Annotated in this window: 22 protein-coding genes; 8 read left to right on the forward strand and 14 right to left on the reverse strand. The window is 43.9% G+C overall.

From position 1 onward, the window contains the following. Window positions 1-166: 166 nt before the first annotated feature. Both EC604_RS19045 and EC604_RS19050 read left to right on the forward strand, forming a co-directional pair. Entirely contained in the window at window positions 167-1,675 is a 1,509-nt protein-coding gene (locus tag EC604_RS19045; protein ID WP_123065819.1) for an amidase, read from the forward strand. A gap of 299 nt (window positions 1,676-1,974) precedes the next feature. Continuing rightward, window positions 1,975-2,487, forward strand: coding sequence for a DUF3231 family protein (locus tag EC604_RS19050; RefSeq protein ID WP_123065676.1), 513 nt, complete (start codon window positions 1,975-1,977; stop codon window positions 2,485-2,487). A 440-nt stretch (window positions 2,488-2,927) separates the two neighbouring features. Here the strand turns inward: EC604_RS19050 and EC604_RS19055 are convergent, their stop codons facing one another. Further along, window positions 2,928-4,370, reverse strand: a complete 1,443-nt coding sequence (locus EC604_RS19055) for an amino acid permease (RefSeq protein ID WP_123065677.1) — start codon at window positions 4,368-4,370, stop codon at window positions 2,928-2,930. 136 nt (window positions 4,371-4,506) lie between these two features. Between EC604_RS19055 and EC604_RS19060 the strand changes: the two genes are divergently transcribed. From EC604_RS19060 to EC604_RS19070, 3 genes are all read left to right on the forward strand, one after another. Further along, complete coding sequence (locus EC604_RS19060) at window positions 4,507-4,863, forward strand: AMP-dependent synthetase and ligase (RefSeq protein ID WP_123065678.1); 357 nt, start codon at window positions 4,507-4,509, stop codon at window positions 4,861-4,863. A 220-nt stretch (window positions 4,864-5,083) separates the two neighbouring features. Next, window positions 5,084-5,836, forward strand: a complete 753-nt coding sequence (locus EC604_RS19065) for a YqcI/YcgG family protein (RefSeq protein ID WP_123065679.1) — start codon at window positions 5,084-5,086, stop codon at window positions 5,834-5,836. A gap of 185 nt (window positions 5,837-6,021) precedes the next feature. Continuing rightward, window positions 6,022-6,672: a LysE family transporter gene (locus tag EC604_RS19070; RefSeq protein WP_123065680.1), complete on the forward strand. Its 651-nt coding sequence runs from the start codon at window positions 6,022-6,024 to the stop codon at window positions 6,670-6,672. A 248-nt stretch (window positions 6,673-6,920) separates the two neighbouring features. Here the strand turns inward: EC604_RS19070 and EC604_RS19075 are convergent, their stop codons facing one another. The 5 genes from EC604_RS19075 to EC604_RS19095 form a co-directional block, all read right to left on the reverse strand. After that, on the reverse strand, window positions 6,921-7,199 hold the full coding sequence (locus EC604_RS19075; RefSeq protein ID WP_161556984.1) for a barstar family protein: 279 nt from the start codon (window positions 7,197-7,199) through the stop codon (window positions 6,921-6,923). Between the two features lie 27 nt (window positions 7,200-7,226). Further along, window positions 7,227-7,646, reverse strand: coding sequence for a phosphate-starvation-inducible protein PsiE (gene psiE / locus EC604_RS19080; RefSeq protein WP_123065682.1), 420 nt, complete (start codon window positions 7,644-7,646; stop codon window positions 7,227-7,229). 17 nt (window positions 7,647-7,663) lie between these two features. Continuing rightward, window positions 7,664-8,251 carry an RNA polymerase sigma factor gene (locus EC604_RS19085; protein WP_161556985.1) on the reverse strand — a complete coding sequence of 196 codons (588 nt, stop codon included), beginning with the start codon at window positions 8,249-8,251 and terminating at the stop codon, window positions 7,664-7,666. Window positions 8,252-8,315: 64 nt separating this feature from the next. Beyond that, window positions 8,316-9,623, reverse strand: a complete 1,308-nt coding sequence (locus tag EC604_RS19090) for a HAMP domain-containing sensor histidine kinase (protein ID WP_123065684.1) — start codon at window positions 9,621-9,623, stop codon at window positions 8,316-8,318. After that, window positions 9,610-10,305: a response regulator transcription factor gene (locus EC604_RS19095; protein WP_123065685.1), complete on the reverse strand. Its 696-nt coding sequence runs from the start codon at window positions 10,303-10,305 to the stop codon at window positions 9,610-9,612. The genes EC604_RS19090 and EC604_RS19095 overlap by 14 nt, the downstream gene beginning before the upstream one ends. 269 nt (window positions 10,306-10,574) lie before the next feature. On the opposite strand from EC604_RS19095, the gene EC604_RS19100 reads away from it, so the two are divergent. Beyond that, window positions 10,575-11,807, forward strand: a complete 1,233-nt coding sequence (locus tag EC604_RS19100) for a DUF418 domain-containing protein (RefSeq protein WP_123065686.1) — start codon at window positions 10,575-10,577, stop codon at window positions 11,805-11,807. A 376-nt stretch (window positions 11,808-12,183) separates the two neighbouring features. Here the strand turns inward: EC604_RS19100 and EC604_RS19105 are convergent, their stop codons facing one another. From EC604_RS19105 to EC604_RS19115, 3 genes are all read right to left on the reverse strand, one after another. After that, a complete protein-coding gene (locus EC604_RS19105; protein WP_123065687.1) occupies window positions 12,184-13,074 on the reverse strand; it encodes an aldo/keto reductase in 891 nt (296 codons plus the stop codon). Between the two features lie 215 nt (window positions 13,075-13,289). Then, a complete protein-coding gene (locus tag EC604_RS19110; protein WP_123065688.1) occupies window positions 13,290-14,063 on the reverse strand; it encodes an SDR family NAD(P)-dependent oxidoreductase in 774 nt (257 codons plus the stop codon). Between the two features lie 59 nt (window positions 14,064-14,122). Beyond that, window positions 14,123-14,611: a GNAT family N-acetyltransferase gene (locus EC604_RS19115; RefSeq protein ID WP_123065689.1), complete on the reverse strand. Its 489-nt coding sequence runs from the start codon at window positions 14,609-14,611 to the stop codon at window positions 14,123-14,125. A gap of 199 nt (window positions 14,612-14,810) precedes the next feature. On the opposite strand from EC604_RS19115, the gene xerS reads away from it, so the two are divergent. After that, window positions 14,811-15,902, forward strand: a complete 1,092-nt coding sequence (xerS, locus tag EC604_RS19120; protein ID WP_123065690.1) for a tyrosine recombinase XerS — start codon at window positions 14,811-14,813, stop codon at window positions 15,900-15,902. Window positions 15,903-16,874: 972 nt separating this feature from the next. Here the strand turns inward: xerS and mobB are convergent. Both mobB and EC604_RS19130 read right to left on the reverse strand, forming a co-directional pair. Next, window positions 16,875-17,471, reverse strand: a complete 597-nt coding sequence (gene mobB, locus EC604_RS19125) for a molybdopterin-guanine dinucleotide biosynthesis protein B (RefSeq protein ID WP_123065691.1) — start codon at window positions 17,469-17,471, stop codon at window positions 16,875-16,877. 5 nt (window positions 17,472-17,476) lie between these two features. Continuing rightward, on the reverse strand, window positions 17,477-18,772 hold the full coding sequence (locus EC604_RS19130) for a molybdopterin molybdotransferase MoeA (RefSeq protein ID WP_240037028.1): 1,296 nt from the start codon (window positions 18,770-18,772) through the stop codon (window positions 17,477-17,479). 182 nt (window positions 18,773-18,954) lie between these two features. On the opposite strand from EC604_RS19130, the gene EC604_RS19135 reads away from it, so the two are divergent. Next, a complete protein-coding gene (locus tag EC604_RS19135; RefSeq protein ID WP_123065692.1) occupies window positions 18,955-19,245 on the forward strand; it encodes an HNH endonuclease in 291 nt (96 codons plus the stop codon). A gap of 114 nt (window positions 19,246-19,359) precedes the next feature. Here EC604_RS19135 and EC604_RS19140 read toward each other — a convergent pair whose 3' ends face one another. The 3 genes from EC604_RS19140 to EC604_RS19150 are packed head-to-tail and all read right to left on the reverse strand — an operon-like array spanning window position 19,360 to window position 21,060. Continuing rightward, entirely contained in the window at window positions 19,360-20,109 is a 750-nt protein-coding gene (locus EC604_RS19140) for a DUF4247 domain-containing protein (protein ID WP_123065693.1), read from the reverse strand. Between the two features lie 11 nt (window positions 20,110-20,120). Beyond that, window positions 20,121-20,627, reverse strand: a complete 507-nt coding sequence (locus EC604_RS19145) for a DUF4178 domain-containing protein (protein ID WP_123065694.1) — start codon at window positions 20,625-20,627, stop codon at window positions 20,121-20,123. 31 nt (window positions 20,628-20,658) lie between these two features. Then, window positions 20,659-21,060, reverse strand: a complete 402-nt coding sequence (locus EC604_RS19150) for a DUF350 domain-containing protein (protein WP_123065695.1) — start codon at window positions 21,058-21,060, stop codon at window positions 20,659-20,661. Window positions 21,061-21,094 lie beyond the last annotated feature (34 nt).

Genomic DNA, 21,094 nt, shown 5'->3' on the forward strand with positions numbered 1-21,094 from the left:
AGCACTGTTTCACCTTTCGAGGTGAGCAGTGCTTTTTCTTCTGTTACTTTTCTTCTATCATGATGGCTTGTTATTTTGTCTTTTGTCTGCCTAGGTGGTACGATGGCTTATGGAACTTGGAACAAGATATCAAGCAGGAACTATTTTCAGAGAGGAACGATTACTAATGTCTTCATTCTCATATACCTCCTATGACGCTATAGGACTCGCGGAACTGATTCGCTCCCGGGAAGTATCCCCGGTTGAATTGCTCGAAGCTGCTTTTGCACGTCTGGAAGAAGTGAACCCACAACTTAATGCCGTTATTCGTACATATGAAACTCGTGCCAGGCAGGAAGCCACCAATGTTCGTCCTGGAGAACAGCCATTTGCAGGTGTGCCGTTGCTGCTCAAAGATATTTCTCAATCCTTGGAAGGTGAATTTCTTACCTCTGGCTCACGACTATTTAGCGAGCATCGTGCTCTTCGCAACTCCAATTTCGTAACTCGTCTGCTCGAAGCAGGCTTTATTGTGATTGGACATACGAATACACCAGAATTCGGGCTAAAAAATATAACCGAGCCACGTCTACACGGGCCAACGCGCAATCCGTGGAATGTGAATCATTCACCAGGCGGCTCAAGCGGCGGTGCCGCTGCCGCTGTAGCATCAGGCATCGTACCGCTTGCCGGTGCAAGCGATGGCGGTGGTTCCATTCGAATTCCCGCTTCCTTCAGCGGTTTGTTCGGACTGAAACCAACACGCGGACGCACTCCCGTTGGTCCAGGTGTGGGAAGACAATGGCAAGGAGCCTCGATCGATTTTGCAGTATCTCGCTCCGTCAGAGACAGTGCTGCACTGCTGGATACTCTCCAGATTATCCAACCGGAGGCCGCATTCCATACACCTTTATTCCCCGGAAGTTACTTGGCTGATATGAACTATCCTCACCAACGCAAGTGGCGTATCGCCTATACGACGGATTCACCTGTGGGCACACCTGTCAGTGAAGAGGCCGAAGAGGCGGTGATGAAACTAGTCCGCTTTCTGGAAGCTCAGGGTCATCATGTCGAGGAAAAGTTAAGCCCAGTCAATGGCGTACGCCTGATGGAAAACTATTATATGATGAACAGCGGCGAGATGGCTGCCATGATTTCATCCATGGAACACGGCTTGGGTCGTTCACTCACCGCAGATGATATGGAGATTGAGTCATGGGTACTGACTGAAGCCGGCAAAAAAGTATCCGCTGCAGAATTTGTGCACAGTTTGGCCGAATGGGACGTGGCGGCTGCGCAGATGTCTAGGTTGTTTGAAAGGTATGATTTTTACATCACACCTGTCAATGCTTTTCCCGCACCACGGGTCGGAGAGCTGACGCCACATGCGGAGCAGATTCAACATCTGATGACTATCAGTGATTTGGATAAAACAGCGCAACAAGAGCTGATTTATGAGATGTTCAAGCCGAGCCTAACGTACACCCCGTTCACACAACTTGCGAATCTGACAGGTCAGCCAGCCATTAGTCTTCCTCTGCATTTGACTGCAGAAGGTTTACCAATGGGCGTCCAGGTTATGGCAACCAAAGGCCGTGAAGATTGGTTATTACATCTGGCCGGTCAGCTCGAATCAACGGAGTTGTGGGTTGGCATGGAAGCCAATCCCATGTTTCCAACCTCGACAAAAGCTTAAACATTTATAATTAGGGAAAGAAGCCAGCAGAACATAACTGTCTGGCTTTTTTTAATGGTGCAGAAATGACATCAAGAGTGTGAATTTGGATAAATTTGAATGATTCTCTAATAAGTTCATAACATCATTTTGGATGATAATTACAGTTGTCTATGTAACCATCTTTCCGACAACAATTTATTAGTTTACATAATAAAAGTGATGTAAATTTTAACTTAGCACTATTTTTCAACCGGATAAAATATTTCCTTCATGTGAACCCTAACGTAGTAAAAAAACTATTTTTGGAGGGATCATGGATGGGCATTTTAAGCGGTAATCCCAAAAACGAGCCGATGCATTATGGTGAAATTTATAGTGTATGGGAGTGCTCCATGGTAGCCAAAGGAGCTGTCTCTTGTTATCAGGCTTATATGAATCACGCAGGAGACAAGGATTTGAGGAAAATTCTAGAAGACTTGCTGGATCAGGCCAAACTGGAGATCAAAGAATGTGACGCCTTACTAACAGAGAACGGTATCTCGCCCGCTCCGACTCTTCCTGAGAGACCCATTGTGACATTAGAGGATATTCCTCCTGGTGCAAGGTTTACTGATCCAGAGATAGGTGCCAAAATTGCAGCTGATACTGCTCTTGGATTAATCGCCGCGAGTCAGACTATCGGTCAATCCATCCGTGAGGATATTGGTGCATTGTTTGCGAAATACCACGTTACCAAAACGGCACTTGGTGTACGAATTCTTCGTTTGAGCAAAGAAAAAGGATGGCTTATTCCCCCACCGCTGCAAGTGAAAAGACCGGATGGCGAATAAATTCTGACGTTTTAAACGAAGACATTTAAAGACAATCAAACACACAACTAAACACACAACACCAAAGAGGCCGAAATGAAGAATAACTTCTTCTTTTCGGCCTCTTTTTATTCGTACGACGTTATAAGGAACTCGGTACGCCCGTTGCGAAGGAATGTTCGAGATTTTAAAGAAATCATTTTTCTCGAAAGGCACACATGCATACAGACACCTTTGTTCTTCATTGTTTCCCTCCATAACTTTTCTGGGATGAAGTTGACCTGTCTTTCTGAAGATCCGAGACATTATTCTACGAATCTCGTAATGATTATACTACTTGAAATATAATAATAAGACAGCAAAACACGACCCCAATTCTCAGAGATCATGTTTTATGATGAAACCATAGACAACTTAGATTCAGAAGTAACCACCTGTTTAGCTTTAGAATTTCCTGTTCTTCACTTGATTCTGTTCCTTTGCTTACGAATACCTGTAATATGGAAGACGGCTCCCTTCAACGGATTGTTCTCGTCAGCCTTCTCCTTCTGCTCGCCTTGCTCCGTATTTGCAGCGGATGATGTTTTCTTGCGCTTACGCTGCACGATGATATCACTTAAAGCAATCAGAGAAATCAGCAACAAACTAATAAAGAAACCGGGCCGGCTTAGGCCATGAAAAAGAGTTCCTGTTATCGCCATACTGATCAGCACCAACCCAGTCCAGCGTTTTATGACATCTATGGTGCGGGATTTCAGCAACCGACCTGAGGAAAGCAAGATAAACAGCCAGTTATACATCAGCATTAACCCAGCGGCGGTAGTTACATATTCGTAGACTTTGCCGGGAAGCAGCAACGACATAATAATGGTACCCATCAAACCACATCCAATCAGACACAAGGCTAACAGGGGATATTTCTTCTTCCATTTCTTTGAGAACACCTTTGGCGCATCCCCCTCCTGTGCCAGTGTAATCATCATGGACGTCACCGCATAGAGCGATGCGGTCATCGTAGAGAAACCGGCCACAATCAGGACGCCGTTAAATAAATGCGGTACAAAAGCGAGGTGATCACTGCTGAGAGAAAGTACAAATGGACTCTCCTTTGGATTAAATGCAGACAGTGGTACCATCGTTAACGCCAGTCCAATGGATATAACATAGACCAAAGACAGCGAAATAAGCATGACTTTACCCGCCTTCGGAGCATCCTCCGGTTTTTCCAATCGATACGACATAATGCCGAGCACTTCAATACCTCCATACGCATAGAACGCAAACAGAAATGCAGACCATAATCCTAATGCCCCTTTCGGGAAAATGGAAGCCATGTCCATGGGTACCTTATGTGCATATTTGGTGCCTCCAATCCAGCCAGCAAGCAAGGCGATCGCCAGAACAAGAAACATGATTATAGCCGCTATTTTAATGACTGCGAGTACATTTTCAACCCGGTCGAATCCCTTGTTTCCAAAAAACACAATACATAAACCGACGATTCCATACCCCGCGGCAAAGATCCAGAGTGGCACGCTGGGAAACCAGAAACGCGAAAAGATAGAAAGTGCGGTCAACTGGCTCCCCATAATGAGAAGCTCCGAAAACCAATAGACCCATCCACTCGCAAAACCTGCCCATGTGCCAAACGCCTTCTTCGCATAAGAACGAAATGATCCTTGTTCCGGATGGTCCGAAGTCATGCGTGCCAAAGCATCAAAAACAACGTATGTACCTAACGCAGCAAGTGCATAAGCAATTACTACAGCGGGTCCCCCGATGGTAATAGCTAGACTTGAGCCGAGAAAGTAACCCGTTCCTATGGTCCCCGCAACGCCCAGTAAACTGAGTTGCCACCATTTCAATTTCTTTTCTTCTGATGATTTGCTTGAAACCTGACTCATTTCGTCATTCCTTTCCCTCTTGATAATCGTTGCAACAGGTAGTCTTCCCCAATTAGAGCAAAACATCTCCTTGAATATTTCTTCTAGCCTCTCAGCATAATACACAGGTAAATTCAAACAAATAGGAGGCACCATCATGAACCAATTTTCACAATCGCAACAGATTACGCAACTCGCCCAACAACTGACGCAACAAACACAACAAGCTTCCATGCAATATCAACAATTGCTGAGACAAGAGCAAAACAATGCTCAACAATTGGAACAACTAGCCCAGCGCGAGCAACAAGCAGCGCATATTATTCAAACGGCACTGCAAGGACATCAGACAGCCATTCAACAATTGCAACAGATTTCGAACCTTGCTCAACAGCTTGCAAATACTTCTTCACAGCATGTATCCTATATCGATCAACCGTATAATACGCCTAACACGACAATCCAAGGCCAAGGTCAGTCATTCGGCAATTTCTCCAACCAGCACCGCCAATAGATTGAAATTTTAACAGTAAATTGCAAATAACAAGGAGCTCAATTATGAGCTCCTTGTTTGCGTTTCAGCTAGTTGCTTTCTCTCTATAGTTACTGCTTGGAACATAACTGCATCGTTGATACGCATTTCACTGAACAGTCTACCCAATGTTTACTTTCATAAATGGACAGTCACCATTTTGCTTGCAGACGATATCCTATAAGTAAAAGGAGGCTTACTGATGTCGCTACTGTTTTCTTCTACTGATATGGAAAATGGTGAGCTCCCACTGGCTCTTTGGCAAAGGGATGCTTATCGTTTGTTCTCCGCCAAGATGAGTGACCGGGAGGCCAGGTTTCCCTGCATTCCTGCGACCCAGGCATACGCACTGGGCCATCTCCGATATGGATTTGTCTTCCAGTCCACACGTCTTTCTCTTGCGGAGCAATTATCAAAAATTGTAACGGAATATGGAGCTTCTTCACGTTCCTTCGGAGATTATTCATCACTGGTCATTTTTTTTGAAAAAGAAAAGGAATCCAAAGATGTGCTCACTTACGAACAATCCTTCTGGAACCTGTTAAGTGAGATGCGAGCTCTCGATACCGAATCATGGCCAGCAGATATCCCGGAAGACCCCGAGAATCCATTATGGGAGTACTGTTATAACGAGGAACGGTATTTCGTTTATTGCGGTACACCAGCTCACATCTCAAGACAAAGTCGCCATTTTCCTTATCTCATGCTGGCTATGACGCCTCGCTGGGTACTTGATTTATGGAATGAGCAGCCACAGCGGGCCGCAGCCATCGGGCCGAGAATTCGAGCCAGGCTTGCTGCCTATGACACGATTCCCGCACATCCTGAATTGAAGCAATACGGAGCAGAAGGAAACCTGGAGTATAAACAGTATTTTCTACGAGATGATGACACTGCCCCATCCAAATGCCCTTTTCTGCACTCTTTGTTGCAACAACCACAAGCAAAAGAATAACATCAATCGCATTCTAAACAAGCTCTCCTTCGAATAAGCTGTATACGAGCCGAGGTCCTGAGGAGAGCGTTTCTTTTTTTATTCCCATTCCATATGAAGAGATACATAGACTGCTAGAGCAAGCATCTTTTTTAAGTGGACAAGCTTTTTTTCCAGCAGCCCATCTTCTCAGAAAGGAAATGATTATGGAGATTTATGTAAAGTTTATCCTGATTGGACTTGCTATTGCCATGCCCGTAGGCGCAATCACGGTAGAGATGACCAAGCAGGGACTGCGAAATGGATTCCTTCATGGCTGGGCGGTTGGTCTAGGTGGCATGACACTCGATATGGCTTTAATCATTTCTATGTATTTTGGATTTGCTACGCTGTTATCTGTTCCATTCGTTCAGATTCCGCTATGGTTGGCAGGTGCAGGATTTTTAGCTTATTTGGGATACGAATCCATCCGTAATTCAGATGTCAACCTCATGACTACAGATGGAAAGGTGTCTCCAACTAAACCCTCCTTTTGGCGGACTTATCGTAATGGTTTACTGGTTGCGATCTCCCCGGGGAATCTGATGTTTTGGGTTTCTGTCTTTGGTGTTGTCTTATCAGACTCCTATCAATCGGCAGGCAAACTCAGTTTTATTATTGCGGCTATTGGAATATTATGCGGCATTATGCTACATGATCTTGGTCTGCTCACCATTGTATCCATCACACGCAAAATGATGAGTGCCAAGATGGTGCAGCTCGTTTCGAGCCTTGCTGGAGTTCTTCTGATTGGCTTTGCGTTCTACTTTTTATATAAGTTTGTCAGCGCACTGTGGCAAGTTATTTTTGAAGTATAAGCTCCTGTAAATTGTGTTGCCTACCATCCGATCATCCGAATCGCTGCACACCTTGCGTACAGCATGATTGAAAAAGCTGCCCTTTGATTGAGAAAGGAGCAGCTTTTTCTATTGACATTCGCCTCAGAATGTGAAGGTCCGTTTATACATTGCTAGTAGTTGACTGGAGTGCGATTGTTTGATAAATAGCGATGTAGCAGTAGAGCACATTGGGTCTCTCTATTGTGAATTTTTCATATATTGAAATTTTATAATTTAACTGTAAATCTAAACAATTCCTCCAGTTGCTCATCAACCTCGTACAGTAAATTCATCATTTGATCAGCGTAAGGCCCAATTGCAGCTCTGCTCTCACTAAAATGAATCCATTCCAATTCAACCGGTACAGGAACATGCCATACTAAGCCTTCCCAGAGGGTATCCATATTTTCGAAATAAGCTGGTTGCAGCGAAAATTCGGTCTGAAGTATAGCGTGCAGATCCTCTACACTTCTTATCGCTTTCCCATCAATTATTACTTTTTTCATCATCGTGATCTCCTGCATCCAATTTGTTTAGTGATCTTGATCGACTTTGCGTCGATTTGCGATAAACAGAGCAGCAACCATAACCAAGATGGCCATAGACCACCAGAACGTCGACATCGCTTGATCATGGTCAATGATAATTAATCGGATTACCGCTGTAATTCCGATATAAATAAAGTAACGAAGAGGGAAATGAAAATTAGACTTGAAGTACTTCACAATTAAAGCGATAAATTCAAAGTACAAGAAGAAAACGAGCAGCTCTGCTAACATTTCATAATAGCTATCCTGACGAGTTACAAAAGACTGATACACAATTTGTACGATATACCATGTCTCACTGATGAGAAGTGCGCTTAAAGCTAAGGCCAGAAAGAACAGGCAGATATTCAAAAGCGCTTGTAAAATGTGTGGTGTTTTTTTGAATTTAGTAATTAAATCTTTCATTTGTCATATCTCCTATTTCAATACATGATGTCAACTAACTGTTGCTTCATATGTTTTCTTCCTCGAAAGAGATACGTTTTGGCCGTATTTTCAGGTATATCATTCAATACACTGATATCTTTGACGGTCATCTCCAAGTAGTACCGCTGATAAAAGTAATGCCTCCATTTGCCTGGAATCTGATAAAATGCATCATTGATCCGACGTTTGCGCTCGGAAGAAGTCTCGTTCTGAATCAGCCTTTCTTCAGGACCAGGTTCATGGGACATTAGCTCAGATGTGGCATCCGGAGATTTATTTGAATCCTCTACATATAAAGAAGTTGTGGCAAGACTCTGTCTCTTTTTCTTGCGCAGAACGTCCAAGCATACATTTCTCCCAATGGTATAAATCCAATTTACGACATTCTTTTGGCTGTTCATTTGTTCGATATGCGTGTATACCCGCAGGAATGTCTCTTGCACGACATCATCTCGATCCTGTGGGTCGCGGAAATAGCGCGAAGCCAATCTCCATACCATCGATTGATAAGCGGCCATAAGTGAGGTGAAAGTAGATTGGGTTGCCAATAAGGCACCTTTCATAGGTTTCTCTATCGGGTTCATTCTGATTCCTCCACAGATGTAGTTAAACCCCTTGTGTTTTATTAAATTCATTTTAATACTACGGTTAGATCTTGGATTTCCTAAACCTCAATACAACACTATAATGTGTCCCATCCTGGTTCCTGAGAAATTGCCCTTGCATGCGGCTCATCATCCGGCTTATGATTCTCTCTCCCAGCCCTGTACTTTCTGGAGAAACCTCGGCAATTTTGATCGTATTGGCCAGTTGAATCTCAAACTTCTCCAGGCTAGAGTTGAATCTAATGCAGATTTCATCTTTGGGTTCTGCATACTTCAACAGATTAGACAAAATATTATCAAAGACCCGCCCGAGTTCCTCCAAATTTACCGTGATATAGACTTGCGGCAGTTCACCAATAATGCGGACTTTGAATTGCTCCTGCCGCAGAATGGCAACCTGATCAGATATCAGATCATAAATAGCCTCCTGCACAGCTATGCTCTCAAGGTCAGCCTCTTGCTCTTTATCCAAAAGGAAATAATCAAACAAATTATCGGACAACTTTTTAAGTTGAATGGCTTTTCCGTAGGCATCCGTGATGTAATGGCTATGTTCCGTCGCTTGGTCTCCGCGTTCTTTCTTGGCAAACTCCAAATACATGATTAAGGAGGTCAGCGGGGTCCGCATATCGTGCGACATTTCAGTGACAAGACTGCGGCTCTCCGCTTGTAACGCTTCAATCGCATCCAATTTATCCAGAAAGGCTTTACGAAGTTCCTCGATACTCTCAGCGATCATCGCTATTTCATCGTGGCCCCGAATCGTCATCTCATACTCCAGTTCTCCACCTTCAAGAATGTGAATCTCTTCATGAATCTTTCTCAGATAAGCGAGGCTTCGACGAATGCCCAGCAGTACAATCAACAGAAAAATCATCGTGGCGCTGAGTAGTTCCAAGGTAAAGGCGATATCGTAATATCGGGATGAGAAAAACCCGTCTACCGTTACTCTTCCCTCTCCATCTCTGAACATGACCGAAAATGAGTGTTTCTGAGCATACAGCGTTTCCTGCTCTATCCCATATCCAGACTCATCTTCCGCGGAGTAATTCGAATCATATTGCAGTAACTGGTCTTTGTAGATGGTGAGCATGATATAATTCTCTTTTTTCACCCATTCCCCAAATGCCTTGCGATCCATTGAAGATAGATTATTCGCCTCAACATATTTGCTAAACTTTGCAATGGATTTGGACGATTCACTTTCATAGTACGCATCAGAGTTAAGATACCTGTCAATCAGCCCACTACTTACCTTCTGCATCGTCAAAAAAATCAGACCACTTACCGTAGCAGCCACCAAGATGATTAAGGCTAATTTTTTGGTCAGCGTAAATTTACGGTGTGCCAAAACGGTATCCTCTCCCCCATTCGGTAAGGATATAAACCGGGTGAGCCGGATCATCCTCGATCTTTGCTCGCAATTTGCGAATGTGTACCATCACCGTGTTGTTTGAACAATAAAAATACGGCTGTTCCCATACGCTTTCGTATATATTTTGTGCAGAAAATATTTTACTGCGTTTGCTCATCAAGAGCTTCAGAATCCGATACTCCAAATCAGACAGCTTCAGTTGCTGACCTTCTTTGGAGACATCATTAAAATGCTCATTGACTTTTAGTTTACCTCCAACAAGAAACGTATCTTCGCTCTCTTTTTTCTCCTTGTAAATCTTATATCTTCGCAGCTGAGCAATGACCCGGGCGTGCAGCTCCTCTTCTGAAAATGGCTTTGTCATGTAATCATCCCCGCCTGCAAGAAGACCTTCCGTTTTGTCCAGAGTGCTCGATTTAGCCGTTAGAAACAGAATGGGAACGTTGGAATACGTTCTGATCTGCTTACATGTTTCAATCCCCGAAATCCCCGGCATCATGATATCCAAAATGATCAAATCCAGCCCGTCATCCACAAGTTGTAACGCACGTTGCCCGTCTCTCGCTATTAATACTTCATAGTTTGCCCGATGAAGGGACTCTTCTAATAGATCACCAATATCCTGATCGTCCTCTACAACTAATATCCGATGGGTCATACCCTTCTCACCTCATGATTCCTGATGTTATTTACGGTGCCTCAATATATATCGTCCACAAGAAACACTTACGTAATAAGATAAATCACAAATCTTAACCATTTATGAAAGCAATCATGCGTCACAAAATCGTCACAACTCCCATGAAATATAGCTCCCTTTCAGAAACTGTTAAGAATCTATCTTTATCGTTATTCAAGGTAAGAGTAACGTTTGCACACACCATGATTCACTTGATGTTAAACATAACGATGAAAAGGAGCAATGTTATGAATGAAAAAAAAGAGAACCTTGCGCAACCACTTCGTCCGAAGGAACGTGTTCATTTTCTGGACATCGTCCGTGGATTCGCCATGCTTGGTATTATTATTGTGAATTACTTTCTGATTGTAGACTCGGTGAAGGGATTTCATATGGATTCAAGCGATCTAGTCCACAACCTCGTTTCCACATTCGCCGAAGGAAAATTCATCACGTTATTTTCTTTTCTCTTTGGTGTGGGCTTCATGATTTTTATGGATAGAGCCGTGCAACGAGTAGAACATCCTCGAAAGCTTTTTGCCCGCAGGTTATTGATTCTATTCTGTGTTGGCTTATTGCACATTACTTTTGTATGGGTTGGCGACATTTTGACTTTTTACGCCTTAGCCGGATTTTTACTACTCGCGTTTTATGCTCGCACGCCTAAAACGATATTGCGCTGGATTATCGCGCTTATATTGATCCAATTTCTAGCTTCCGTATTTATGATGCTCTATAATGCGGTGATGAAAACTGCATCTTCAGACATGCCCACTTATTTTGATTTCACATTATCCAGTCATACCAGCTTTACCTATTTGGAGTCATTTGTAGCTCGCTGGGCAGACATGGGTGTGATGGCAGCTAGTTCATTTTCTACAGTTTATTCCATGTTCCAGATGTTCCTGATCGGTATGTATTTTGTGAAGATGGACTTCTTCACGACCATGGAAGCAAAGCAATCGATCTGGAAGCGAATCTGGTTCATCAGCTTGGCTGCATTCATCCTCACTCAGTTCAGCTCCATGATGAATACGCTTATTCCAGCTGAAAATACATTTTGGATGGAGCTTTTCATGGTTCTGGGTCAACAGGGAAACTTAACTGGAAGCATGTTTTATATGAGTAGCCTCGCGATGCTGTTATTGTATGTTCCTGCACTCCGAAAAGCATTAATGGTATTTACCAAAGTTGGACGTATGTCGCTGACTTGTTACCTCCTTCATTCCATCATTGGAACCGTGCTTCTGCTTCCATATGGATTTGATTTGGCTAGTTCTATAAAACCTATTGATACACTTATGCTCAGTATTGCTGTGTATGTTGTGCTCGTCATTATTGCCTCGTTGTGGCTAAAACGCTTCAACATCGGGCCAATGGAATCGTTCTGGCGTAAGCTTACGTATGGTAAGACTAACCGCGCTTCCAAAACAACTCCAGTCACGCTCGTTCAGCCATTGAACAGCGATTTGCGTCAATAAACGCTGTTGAATTTAAGAATTTCGGATAAGTCTGCCCAATACCAAAAGCCCCTTCGGGGGCTTTTTTCTATCTTTTTCGAAAAAGCATTTTCTATGAATGTAAACGTCCATCACTATCATCTTCACTTGTCACTCGTTACTATCATTGTCACTTTTAGTACGTGATATATGCTTTTCATGATTTGCTATTGTGAATTTTTCATATGTTGAAAATATAAAATAATTATATGAAATGGACAGGTCATTTTTTCTGCTCCTTCTCCATCCACTCTCCTTAAACACAAAAAAACTGCCCGAAAAGGCAGTTTTTCAGTAATTTAAATCGTTTACAACCTAGGATTACACAATTAAAGTGATCTGTTAATATTAACTCAGATTATATACGGCCTGTCCAGTCGGGTCTTGCTACTTCCTTCCAGCGTGCACGAATAGCATCATATAGCTCCTGCTCAAGCGCCCCCTTCGCTACCAAATCGGCGTTTTGCTGCCAGCGATCAGGTTTGGCGGTACCTACAATGGCGGTATGCACACCTTCGGTGCTCAGCGTAAATCGCAATGCGATGTCCACCACTCGTTGTGCTTCCTCGGTTAAAAAATCATATTTCAGCTCATTTAACCGTTTCCAATAGTGATAAGCATAATCCTCTTCTGTCACCGTATCATACATCCATGCTACGTTGGCAATGGGCCTTTTGGCGATGATTCCCATATTTCTTTTTCGCGCCTCAGGCAAAGTCAGTTCAATCGCTTCCTGATCGGCAATGTTCAATGATGTCTCCAGACTGTCGAATACATCTGTCCGAATGGCGTATAGTGCATCGGTCGAATCACCGCTATATCCGATAAAGCGAGTTTTACCAGCCTCTTTCGCACGCTGCAATACCTCGATTACATCCCCCTGCCGAAGTACTTCTTCCGAACAGCTGTGCAGATGCACGACATCCACATAGTCTGTTTTCAAGCGCTTGAGACTACGGTCAATGGTCTGTGCCAGCACTTTGGCATCCCAGTCGGGTCCATCCACACCCGCTGCATGTCCACATTTGGTGAACAAAAAATACTCCTGCCGGCGGTGTCCCAGCACATCACCGATTTTCTCCTCACTGTCTCCATAACATTCCGCAGTATCAATCATATTCAAGCCAGCATCCAAAGCACGATTCAGTAACACTTCTACGTCTGCTTTGGACGCATCCCGTATCTCAGAGCCGCCAAAACCAAGTGTACTGACTTTCATTCCGGTATTTCCGTAATTACGAAGTTCCATCATGATCCTCCTCCAAATCAGGTTTGTCGCTTAGACAAGGCAAAAAATAAGATAAAATAGGTTTTGGTACTGTTCTTACTAACGTATATACATGTCTACCTGTTTTCGCGTCAATACTTTTTCATATCGTACCTTATGTTATTACCCGTTTAGTCACATGGCGGCACAGTTTCTTAAACTTCTATCTAGAATCATAAATGAGGCCACGGCAACTTTTAGAAACCGTAGATAGACATGCCACCATCAACCAATAAAGTCTGACCTGTTATGTATCCGGCTGCCTCCGAAGCAAGAAAAACAACAGGCCCAACAACTTCTTGTAATTCTCCTACACGTCCAAGCGGTGTGCGGCTAATAATTTCTTGCAAATACTGCGGATCATCAAGTAACTTCTCGGTCAGTGGAGTGCGGAAATACCACGGTCCAACCGAGTTTACGCGAATGCCGTATTTACCCCACTCCAGTGCCAGCACCTTCGTCATATGGATTAAGGCTGCTTTGGTAGAACCATATACAACACCTGTTCGCAATGCGGTATGTCCGCCTACCGAGGAGATGTTAATTATTTTACCCTCCCCATACTGCTTCATATGCTGCCCTGCCAATTGTGAAGCGAAAAAAGCCGATTTAAGGTTTGTTTGCATGATCGTTTCCCACTGATCCTCCGTTACTTCCAGCGCTGGCGTCCGAATGTTCATACCTGCATTGTTTACGAGAACATGAATACGTCCCATCTCCGAAATCGCCTTCTGGAACGTCTCTGCCAGCTGTTCCTTAGAAGTGACGTCTGCGCAGAGCGCCAAAGCTTTACGTCCTGTCTGTTCAACAATAGTTGCGGCTGTTTCTTCAATCTCCTTCATGGTGCGCGATACAAGCACGACATTGCTTCCTGATTCCGCTAGACCGATAGCAAGCGCTTTTCCAATACCTCTGCCTGCCCCTGTGACTAGTGCTGTTTGTCCTTCGAGATGAAATGCTGGTGCGATCATGTTGTTAGACCTCCTTTGTTGTACTATAGGGTTCCAATTTACAGACTGTTTTTACGACTTCAGGTAACAAAATACTGACTGGGATTGCCCAGTTCAGGATGAAATTTTTCTCGAAAACGCCCTCCGGTATAATCCCCAATAATTTTACGCCAAAATGCCTGTGCGATCACATTGTTCCGAACCTGTGTCACTTTCCACCGCCCAGGGAAACGTCTAAATAATTCGTAAGCGGCATTGGTTCCAACGCCACTGCGTCGGTATTTTTGCATAACAAAAAATTCAGTTAGATAGTAGTCATTATCCTTGCTCCCGGGATCTAACTTCTCCACAAGTGCAAACCCCGCTGGTGCCCCATCACTCGTGATCAAAAAAGGAAACTTGCGGCCTTTCTCCGTCCAGAACGCATCCAGTCCCGGATATTCTGGGAAAATACCATTCTGATCTACATCAATATTCAGATATTTCGTAAAATCATAGAGATAAAATTGCATGAGATGCCGAATCACCTGACTGCGTTCGCGGGGAACCAGCTCAATCTGCATATTCATTTGGTTCGCCTCCTCTAGTCTGTATGTATACATACTGTAAACCTTTATAACATGAAGGGCAACAACGCGACAAATCGTAACCTGTGTAGCCCAATGCCTGACTCTTCCTCTCAACATAATCAAACAAGAAGATTGCATGTAAATTATGGTACACTTACTATACTTGTAGAAAAATAACCGTTCACAGGAGGTGCCGAACTTGACCAACGTGCAAAAAGAGATTGACCGACGCAAATTAGATGAAAAACTTCCATCCATGCCCTGGTTTGTTCAGCAATTCATTGACTATAAACTGCCTGATCTGTCTCCGTCCACACTGCTGGAGTATTTGAGAGATTATGATACATTTTTCAGCTGGCTGCGTGCAGAAGGGTTATCCCAAGCTGGTTCTAACCAAGGGGTAACATTGACCGAACTTGAAGTGCTGCGTATGGATTCGGTTACTGCGTACCGACTATTTCTGACTACAAAGCGTGAGGGAACCAATTCAAGAATTACGGTTTCACGCAAGCTTTCTTCCCTGCGGTCGCTATTTCATTATTTAAGCCAAATTGCTGAAGATGAAGACTTTTATCCCCTGCTTAAACGTAATATCATGGCCAAGATTGAGATCAAGCGCACTCATAAACCCAAAGACACTGCCGCGAAACTCAAAGGCAAGATATTGGAAGAGAATGAATTACTCGAATTTATCGGTTACATTCTTGAAGGCTATGCTACAGATATGCAAAAGAACAAACAAGCTCTTTACTCACATGAGCTGAACAAAGAACGGGATGCCTGCATAGCTAGCCTCATCCTCAACTCCGGTCTACGGGTATCGGAAGTGGTTAACCTGAATGTGGATGACCTCGATCTGGGTAACAAACTGCTCTATGTTTACCGCAAAGGTAACAACGATGAAACGTACAAAACGCCGGTATACTTCAGGGAACAGGCCAAAGATGAACTGGCAACCTATATGAATCTCCGGCAATCACGTTACCGCACACCCAAACGAGAAAAAGCGCTCTTTATTGCACTGCGTAACGGGGAATCCGAAGGCAGTCGAATGACTAAACGTGCGATTCAGGCGATGATCATGAAATACGCTAAATGTTTTGGCAAACCGTATCTTACCGTGCACAAATTACGCCATTCTTTTGCCACCGACTATTATTTGCAAAATGATATCTACAAAACGAAAGAGCAACTGGGTCATGCTTCTACTGAAACAACCGAAATTTATGCGCATCTGACCGACAAAACGATGTCCGAGGCCATCGAACGCCGCGTGGATGACAACGTCTAAAGCTAGCTAGACTCCTGTCCTAGGTTAAACTATACTACGTCTCGTCTCAATAAATGTGTTATTACAAGAGTCTCGCGGACAGTTGCACATGTGGATGGCCACTCTTGTCATGAAACCGTGCGCCGCGTGTTATACGCGATGAGAAATAAGCTCCAAAATGAAGTAACAGGCCATTCGAAGAAACAAGGTTAATCCAGAAAGCCATTAGAAAGCTATTCAAAATTTGATGGTCATTAACCATTCGATCGATGGCCTGTTGTCTCATCTGTGCGTAATGTTTTTTAGAAGCATTGATCAAAAATCAGTTGAATTGGGCATTATAACAGTTATATATTAAAATTGTTTATATTCAATCGAAGTTTCGTTTTATTTTAGATAGTCAAAACCCGCTAATCTTGTAGATGTACATCTATAAATGAATTAAAAGTTTACATAATAATAGTTACGTTTAGTAACGAGAGCCCTTACAGACCTTGATCACTCTAACGATCTCAGATGAGCTTATTTGGCCCGTATAAATCCCTCCGGAATTCTAACGATCACCAGAGACCTTATTTGGCTAAATACGTAAGTAAAACGACCATTTTCATATAAAATTCTTGAAATAAGCTCTCCTGTGATCGTTAGAAAATACAGCGAACCCTACTTCCGCATTTGATTCCCAAGTATCTACTTTTATAGTCATTCTTTCACTCACTTTACTTCCACAGTACTTGCCTTTACACGACTTGCTTTCTTTTGTTTGTTTTTCTTTCTTTACACGATTCCACTTAACATTTATTGTTTGGAAACACATCACTTACTCACACTACTTACTTACTTACTTACACGACTTACTATACATAGATAACATCCATTCTACTTTTCCATTCATTTTACTCTTCCTGTACCTTCCGCCTTATTTCCTTCCATTTTTCTGACTTTGACCGTGCTTTACTCTCTCCGCCCTCTCAAATTTTTGTGTTTCTTAATTCAATCAACGCACTCATTGTCAGATTTGGTATAGGTCGATTTTAGCTGAAGCAGCGCCTCTAAAACGGCTTCCCGTTCATGGAACAGGAAACTGGCCATAGCTCCTTTGCTTATCCCCTGTTTCTTATCAATCTGAGCACTTAATTTTTCCGTTCCTGCTGCCTTCATCAACTCCGGTGTCCAAAAAACAATGCCAACTACCTGTTTAAGCTTGCCAACCAGGGTCAGGTCATCGGCTTCGCGCACCATCACCAATTTGGGATACGGAGCATCTTTGAAACCTTCAATCACAATCCAGTCATAGTCTGAGAACTGATTCAACATATCGTTAAGCCGGGTGTTATGCTGCTTAATGATCGCCGTTCTTTTCTGAGACATCACCGCAACAGCTGCTGCACCTGCCTTGCCAAACTGATACGAGTCCGTACCTTCCTGGTCCATCTCAAAATGGTCATGTCCATCATGTTTAATCGCAGCGACCTTCAATCCTTTTGAAGCAAGTCCGGCGATTAATGCAGCTGTCATTGTTGTTTTACCTGTATTTTTATATCCAACAACTTGAATGATCTTTGGCTCTGAATCAGTCTTTTTATCCATTCTCGTTACCTTGCCTGCCCGGTTGGAAGTTTAAGGATTTTGACCTGCTCCCCTGCAGCTATGCCCTTTTTCTCAGGCGGAATTACAATGAGGCAGTCACTGTCTTTAATGGTGATCATGACACTTGACTCATCCACACGCGATGCAGCTGGAGCCGCAAATACTCTTCCATCTCGAATGATCGTACGTCCACGTACAAAACGCGTGAAATTGTTCACCTTTGCATAGCCGTCCTCCAAAATTACATTCCATTCTTCCAAATAAGGATGGGCATCTGCTTGCATTGCACGAAGTGTGGGACGAACAAACAGATTAAATCCAACAAAACACGCGCCCGGATTGCCTGACAATGCAAATAAAAGCTTGTCCTTATATATGGCAGCCGTAGTTACACTGCCTGGACGCATCGTGACTTTGTTAAAGAGAAGTTGCATCTGTTCTTCCAGCACAAGTTCGCCCATAATATCGTAGTCCCCAACGGACACGCCACCTGTCGTCACAACGATATCATTGTCACGAATCGCTTCCTCCAGTTTTGCCCTGGCTGTATTCACATCATCTGCAATGGCTCCGTACATGACCGGCTCTCCCCCCGCTTCAACAACCAGAGATCGTAACATATAGCTGTTGCTGTTGCGGATTCGACCCGGTTGCAGCGGCTCATGAACTTCAAGCAACTCCGTTCCTGTAGCAAAAATAGCCACCTTAGGTCGTTCAAAGACCGGCACTTCTGCCACACCAAACGTTGCCAGCACAGATTGTTCGCCTGCTCCGATTACAGTACCGGCCTCAATCAGTTGTTGTCCCACCTGCACTTCAAGCCCAATGGGAGTAATATTAGCCCCAGTCTGGATCTGACGTTTTAGAGCAATCCAGTGCTCACCTTGTTCTTGCTTGCTTTCCGTCATCTCCATCATAACGACAGCATCCGTGCCATCGGGTACTTGAGCACCGGTCATGATTCTTGCGGCCGTTCCAGGTGTAATAGTGTGTTCTGGTGTATATCCGCACGGGATTTCATCAATAACGCGAAACCACACTTGATGATCACTTGTAGCTGCAGCCGTATCTGCACTTTGAATCGCGAAACCATCCATACCTGATCTGCGGAAAAAAGGATACGCGTGCGGGGCTTCAATCGACACTGCAAGTGTGCGGCCGTGTGAATCAGCAAGGGGCACATGTTCAATCCGACCTGCGGATACCTGAGCAGCGATTCTGCTCTGTGCTTCCGACACTTGTACAGCCGTACGATGGAATTTGGCGGTAGTCATATCATATGAATGGGAACTTTGTTTCACAGTAACATTCCTCCTGAAGTCTTTTCTCATTTAAGAAAGTGTAGCCCGAATATATGCCGATGACAAGTCGATTGCTCACTGAATCAGAACAAAAAGAATGTTTAGGATACTCAAGGCCAACAGGTAACATGAAATACGCTGCCTTTGCACATAATAGCATTCGATAACGGGAGGTGATCGCGATGAATCATCATTGTGAATTATGCGGGAGAGAACCCGTTGAGACTACAGTTCATCATTTAACGCCAAAGGAAATGGGCGGTAGCTTCTTGCCCACAGCCAATCTATGTATTCCTTGCCACAAACAAATTCACTCGTTATATACAAATCGAGACCTCGTCACGCTGGGACTGACGGATCTGCAATCTCTGCGGACAGATGAACGAATTATTCCTTACCTGCGCTGGATACGCAAACAACCTGCTTCTACGATCCCTCGCGTTCGCAAATCCCATCACGTCCGTAAATCATAAAAAATAACAGTAACAAGGTGCTGCTGACATATTCGCCAGTCTCACCATGCTACTGTTATTTCGTCTTACATCATAATTATCCTATAAATCATAAGTATGAGGCTCTTCGAAATGTTATCTTCGCCTCATAATCCTGCCGCCACCGACCCTGGTCTTTGGCTTTTTGTAAGATTTTTTCGGTGAATCAAACAAGCCACCCAAACCTCCGCTACTTTTGTTGCGATCGATGCTTCCTCTACTTTGATCCTTTTTGCGGTCAAACAAACCGCCGCCAGAACCAACACTTGTGTCCTTATCACTGCCGCGCCGTGTAATGGAGCCTTTTCGCTCAACGGTAATAGGCGGAGCCAACTTTTTATCATTGCTCGTTGGCGCCCGATAGGATCCCGCACTCGGTTTGTACGTATCCCGTTCCGTGTATCCCCGATAGTTGCCTGACCCGCGTCCACTAAAAGTATCAAACAAATTCCCAATCAGGGTTGCCGTCAGATATCCTTGTAAAAAGGAAGAGCTATAGTTCTGACGAACATATTCCTTGGAATCGACTTCGACGAGCGTATCTTCTGGTTTCTTAGGATCTTGTTGCAAATGATAATATTGGTCTTGATACACCAGGAACATACGCTCTGTATTTTCTGCCGAAATCTGGTCGGGTTTTCGTTGATCGGACAGCTCCTTTGCCACTTCAGGAACCGTGCGATCTACAGCCCGATACACATAAGACGTGGATTGACCGCTGCCACTTACCGATTCAAGAGGATATGTATCTTGTACGGAAGGAGCTGCGCCACACGCAGACAGCAGAGACATCACAAGGCTGAGGACCAGCATTAACTTTAATCCATGTGCCAAGCGTTTTTTCATTGGAACCTCTCCTAGTTCGAACGAATCACTTTGATATCCGCAGGAAGAATGGACTCACCCTCGTAGAGGTTAAACCTTCTGTCTTGCCATTCCACACGAAGAAGTTTGTTATCATCCGATTGATACTGCCACACAAGCTGCTCACCAGCCTGACCATAAGGTGTTCTCCCCACGGTCTGAACCATACCTCCATACTCTTCCTCCAAATGATACACATGATCATCCAGTTCAAGAATCGTTGGCACCTCGTCAGGGGCATCAAGTCTCCCATCAATAGGCGTATACAGGGCATAACGTGTTATTTCACGTTCTTCTACATGCAAATATCGAAATGCACTTCCGTCCTGCAACGTTAATACAACTGCATTACGAGCCCGATTTTGTACCCTGCCAACCACTTCATAGGTAACTAAAGACACTTCGCAGATATCCCCAGGAGCAAGCTGGAGCATCGTTTTTTCCACTTTGGGCGGCTCGGGCTTTGTTAGTATTCCTTTAATACGTTTCCATACACTCATGCCAATTACTCCTGTTCCTTATCTTATCGGCTTACAAGCACGCTGCAATAATCAATGCGCCTACGATATGCAAAGCGCCGGAGAACAATCCATACCCTGTCTTACCTTGTTGTATTCCCGTATCCAGATCCAATGTGGCCCATTTGCGAATCATAAAGTGAACGACACTTTCCAGAATCAATAAAATGATGAAAGATACGACTGAAACAAGCAACGCTTCTCCAAGATGTCCTGCTGTTGAGATGGATGTTGCAAGCACGTATCCTTGCGCAAATAACTTCATCACCATCCGGGTCGTGACTGCCATATTGCCAGCTTTAACTTCTGCAAAATCCTTGTATTTCGTAAAGAGTGAATCCACATACATCAGTACAAACAGCAAAACCGAACCTGAAAACGTCCAGACCAGCATCGCCAAAATGTTCAAATCCATTTACACAGCCTCCACTTATCAACATGATCCGCAT

It is taken from the genome of Paenibacillus amylolyticus (assembly GCF_003719335.1).
Lineage (GTDB): Bacteria > Bacillota > Bacilli > Paenibacillales > Paenibacillaceae > Paenibacillus > Paenibacillus amylolyticus_D.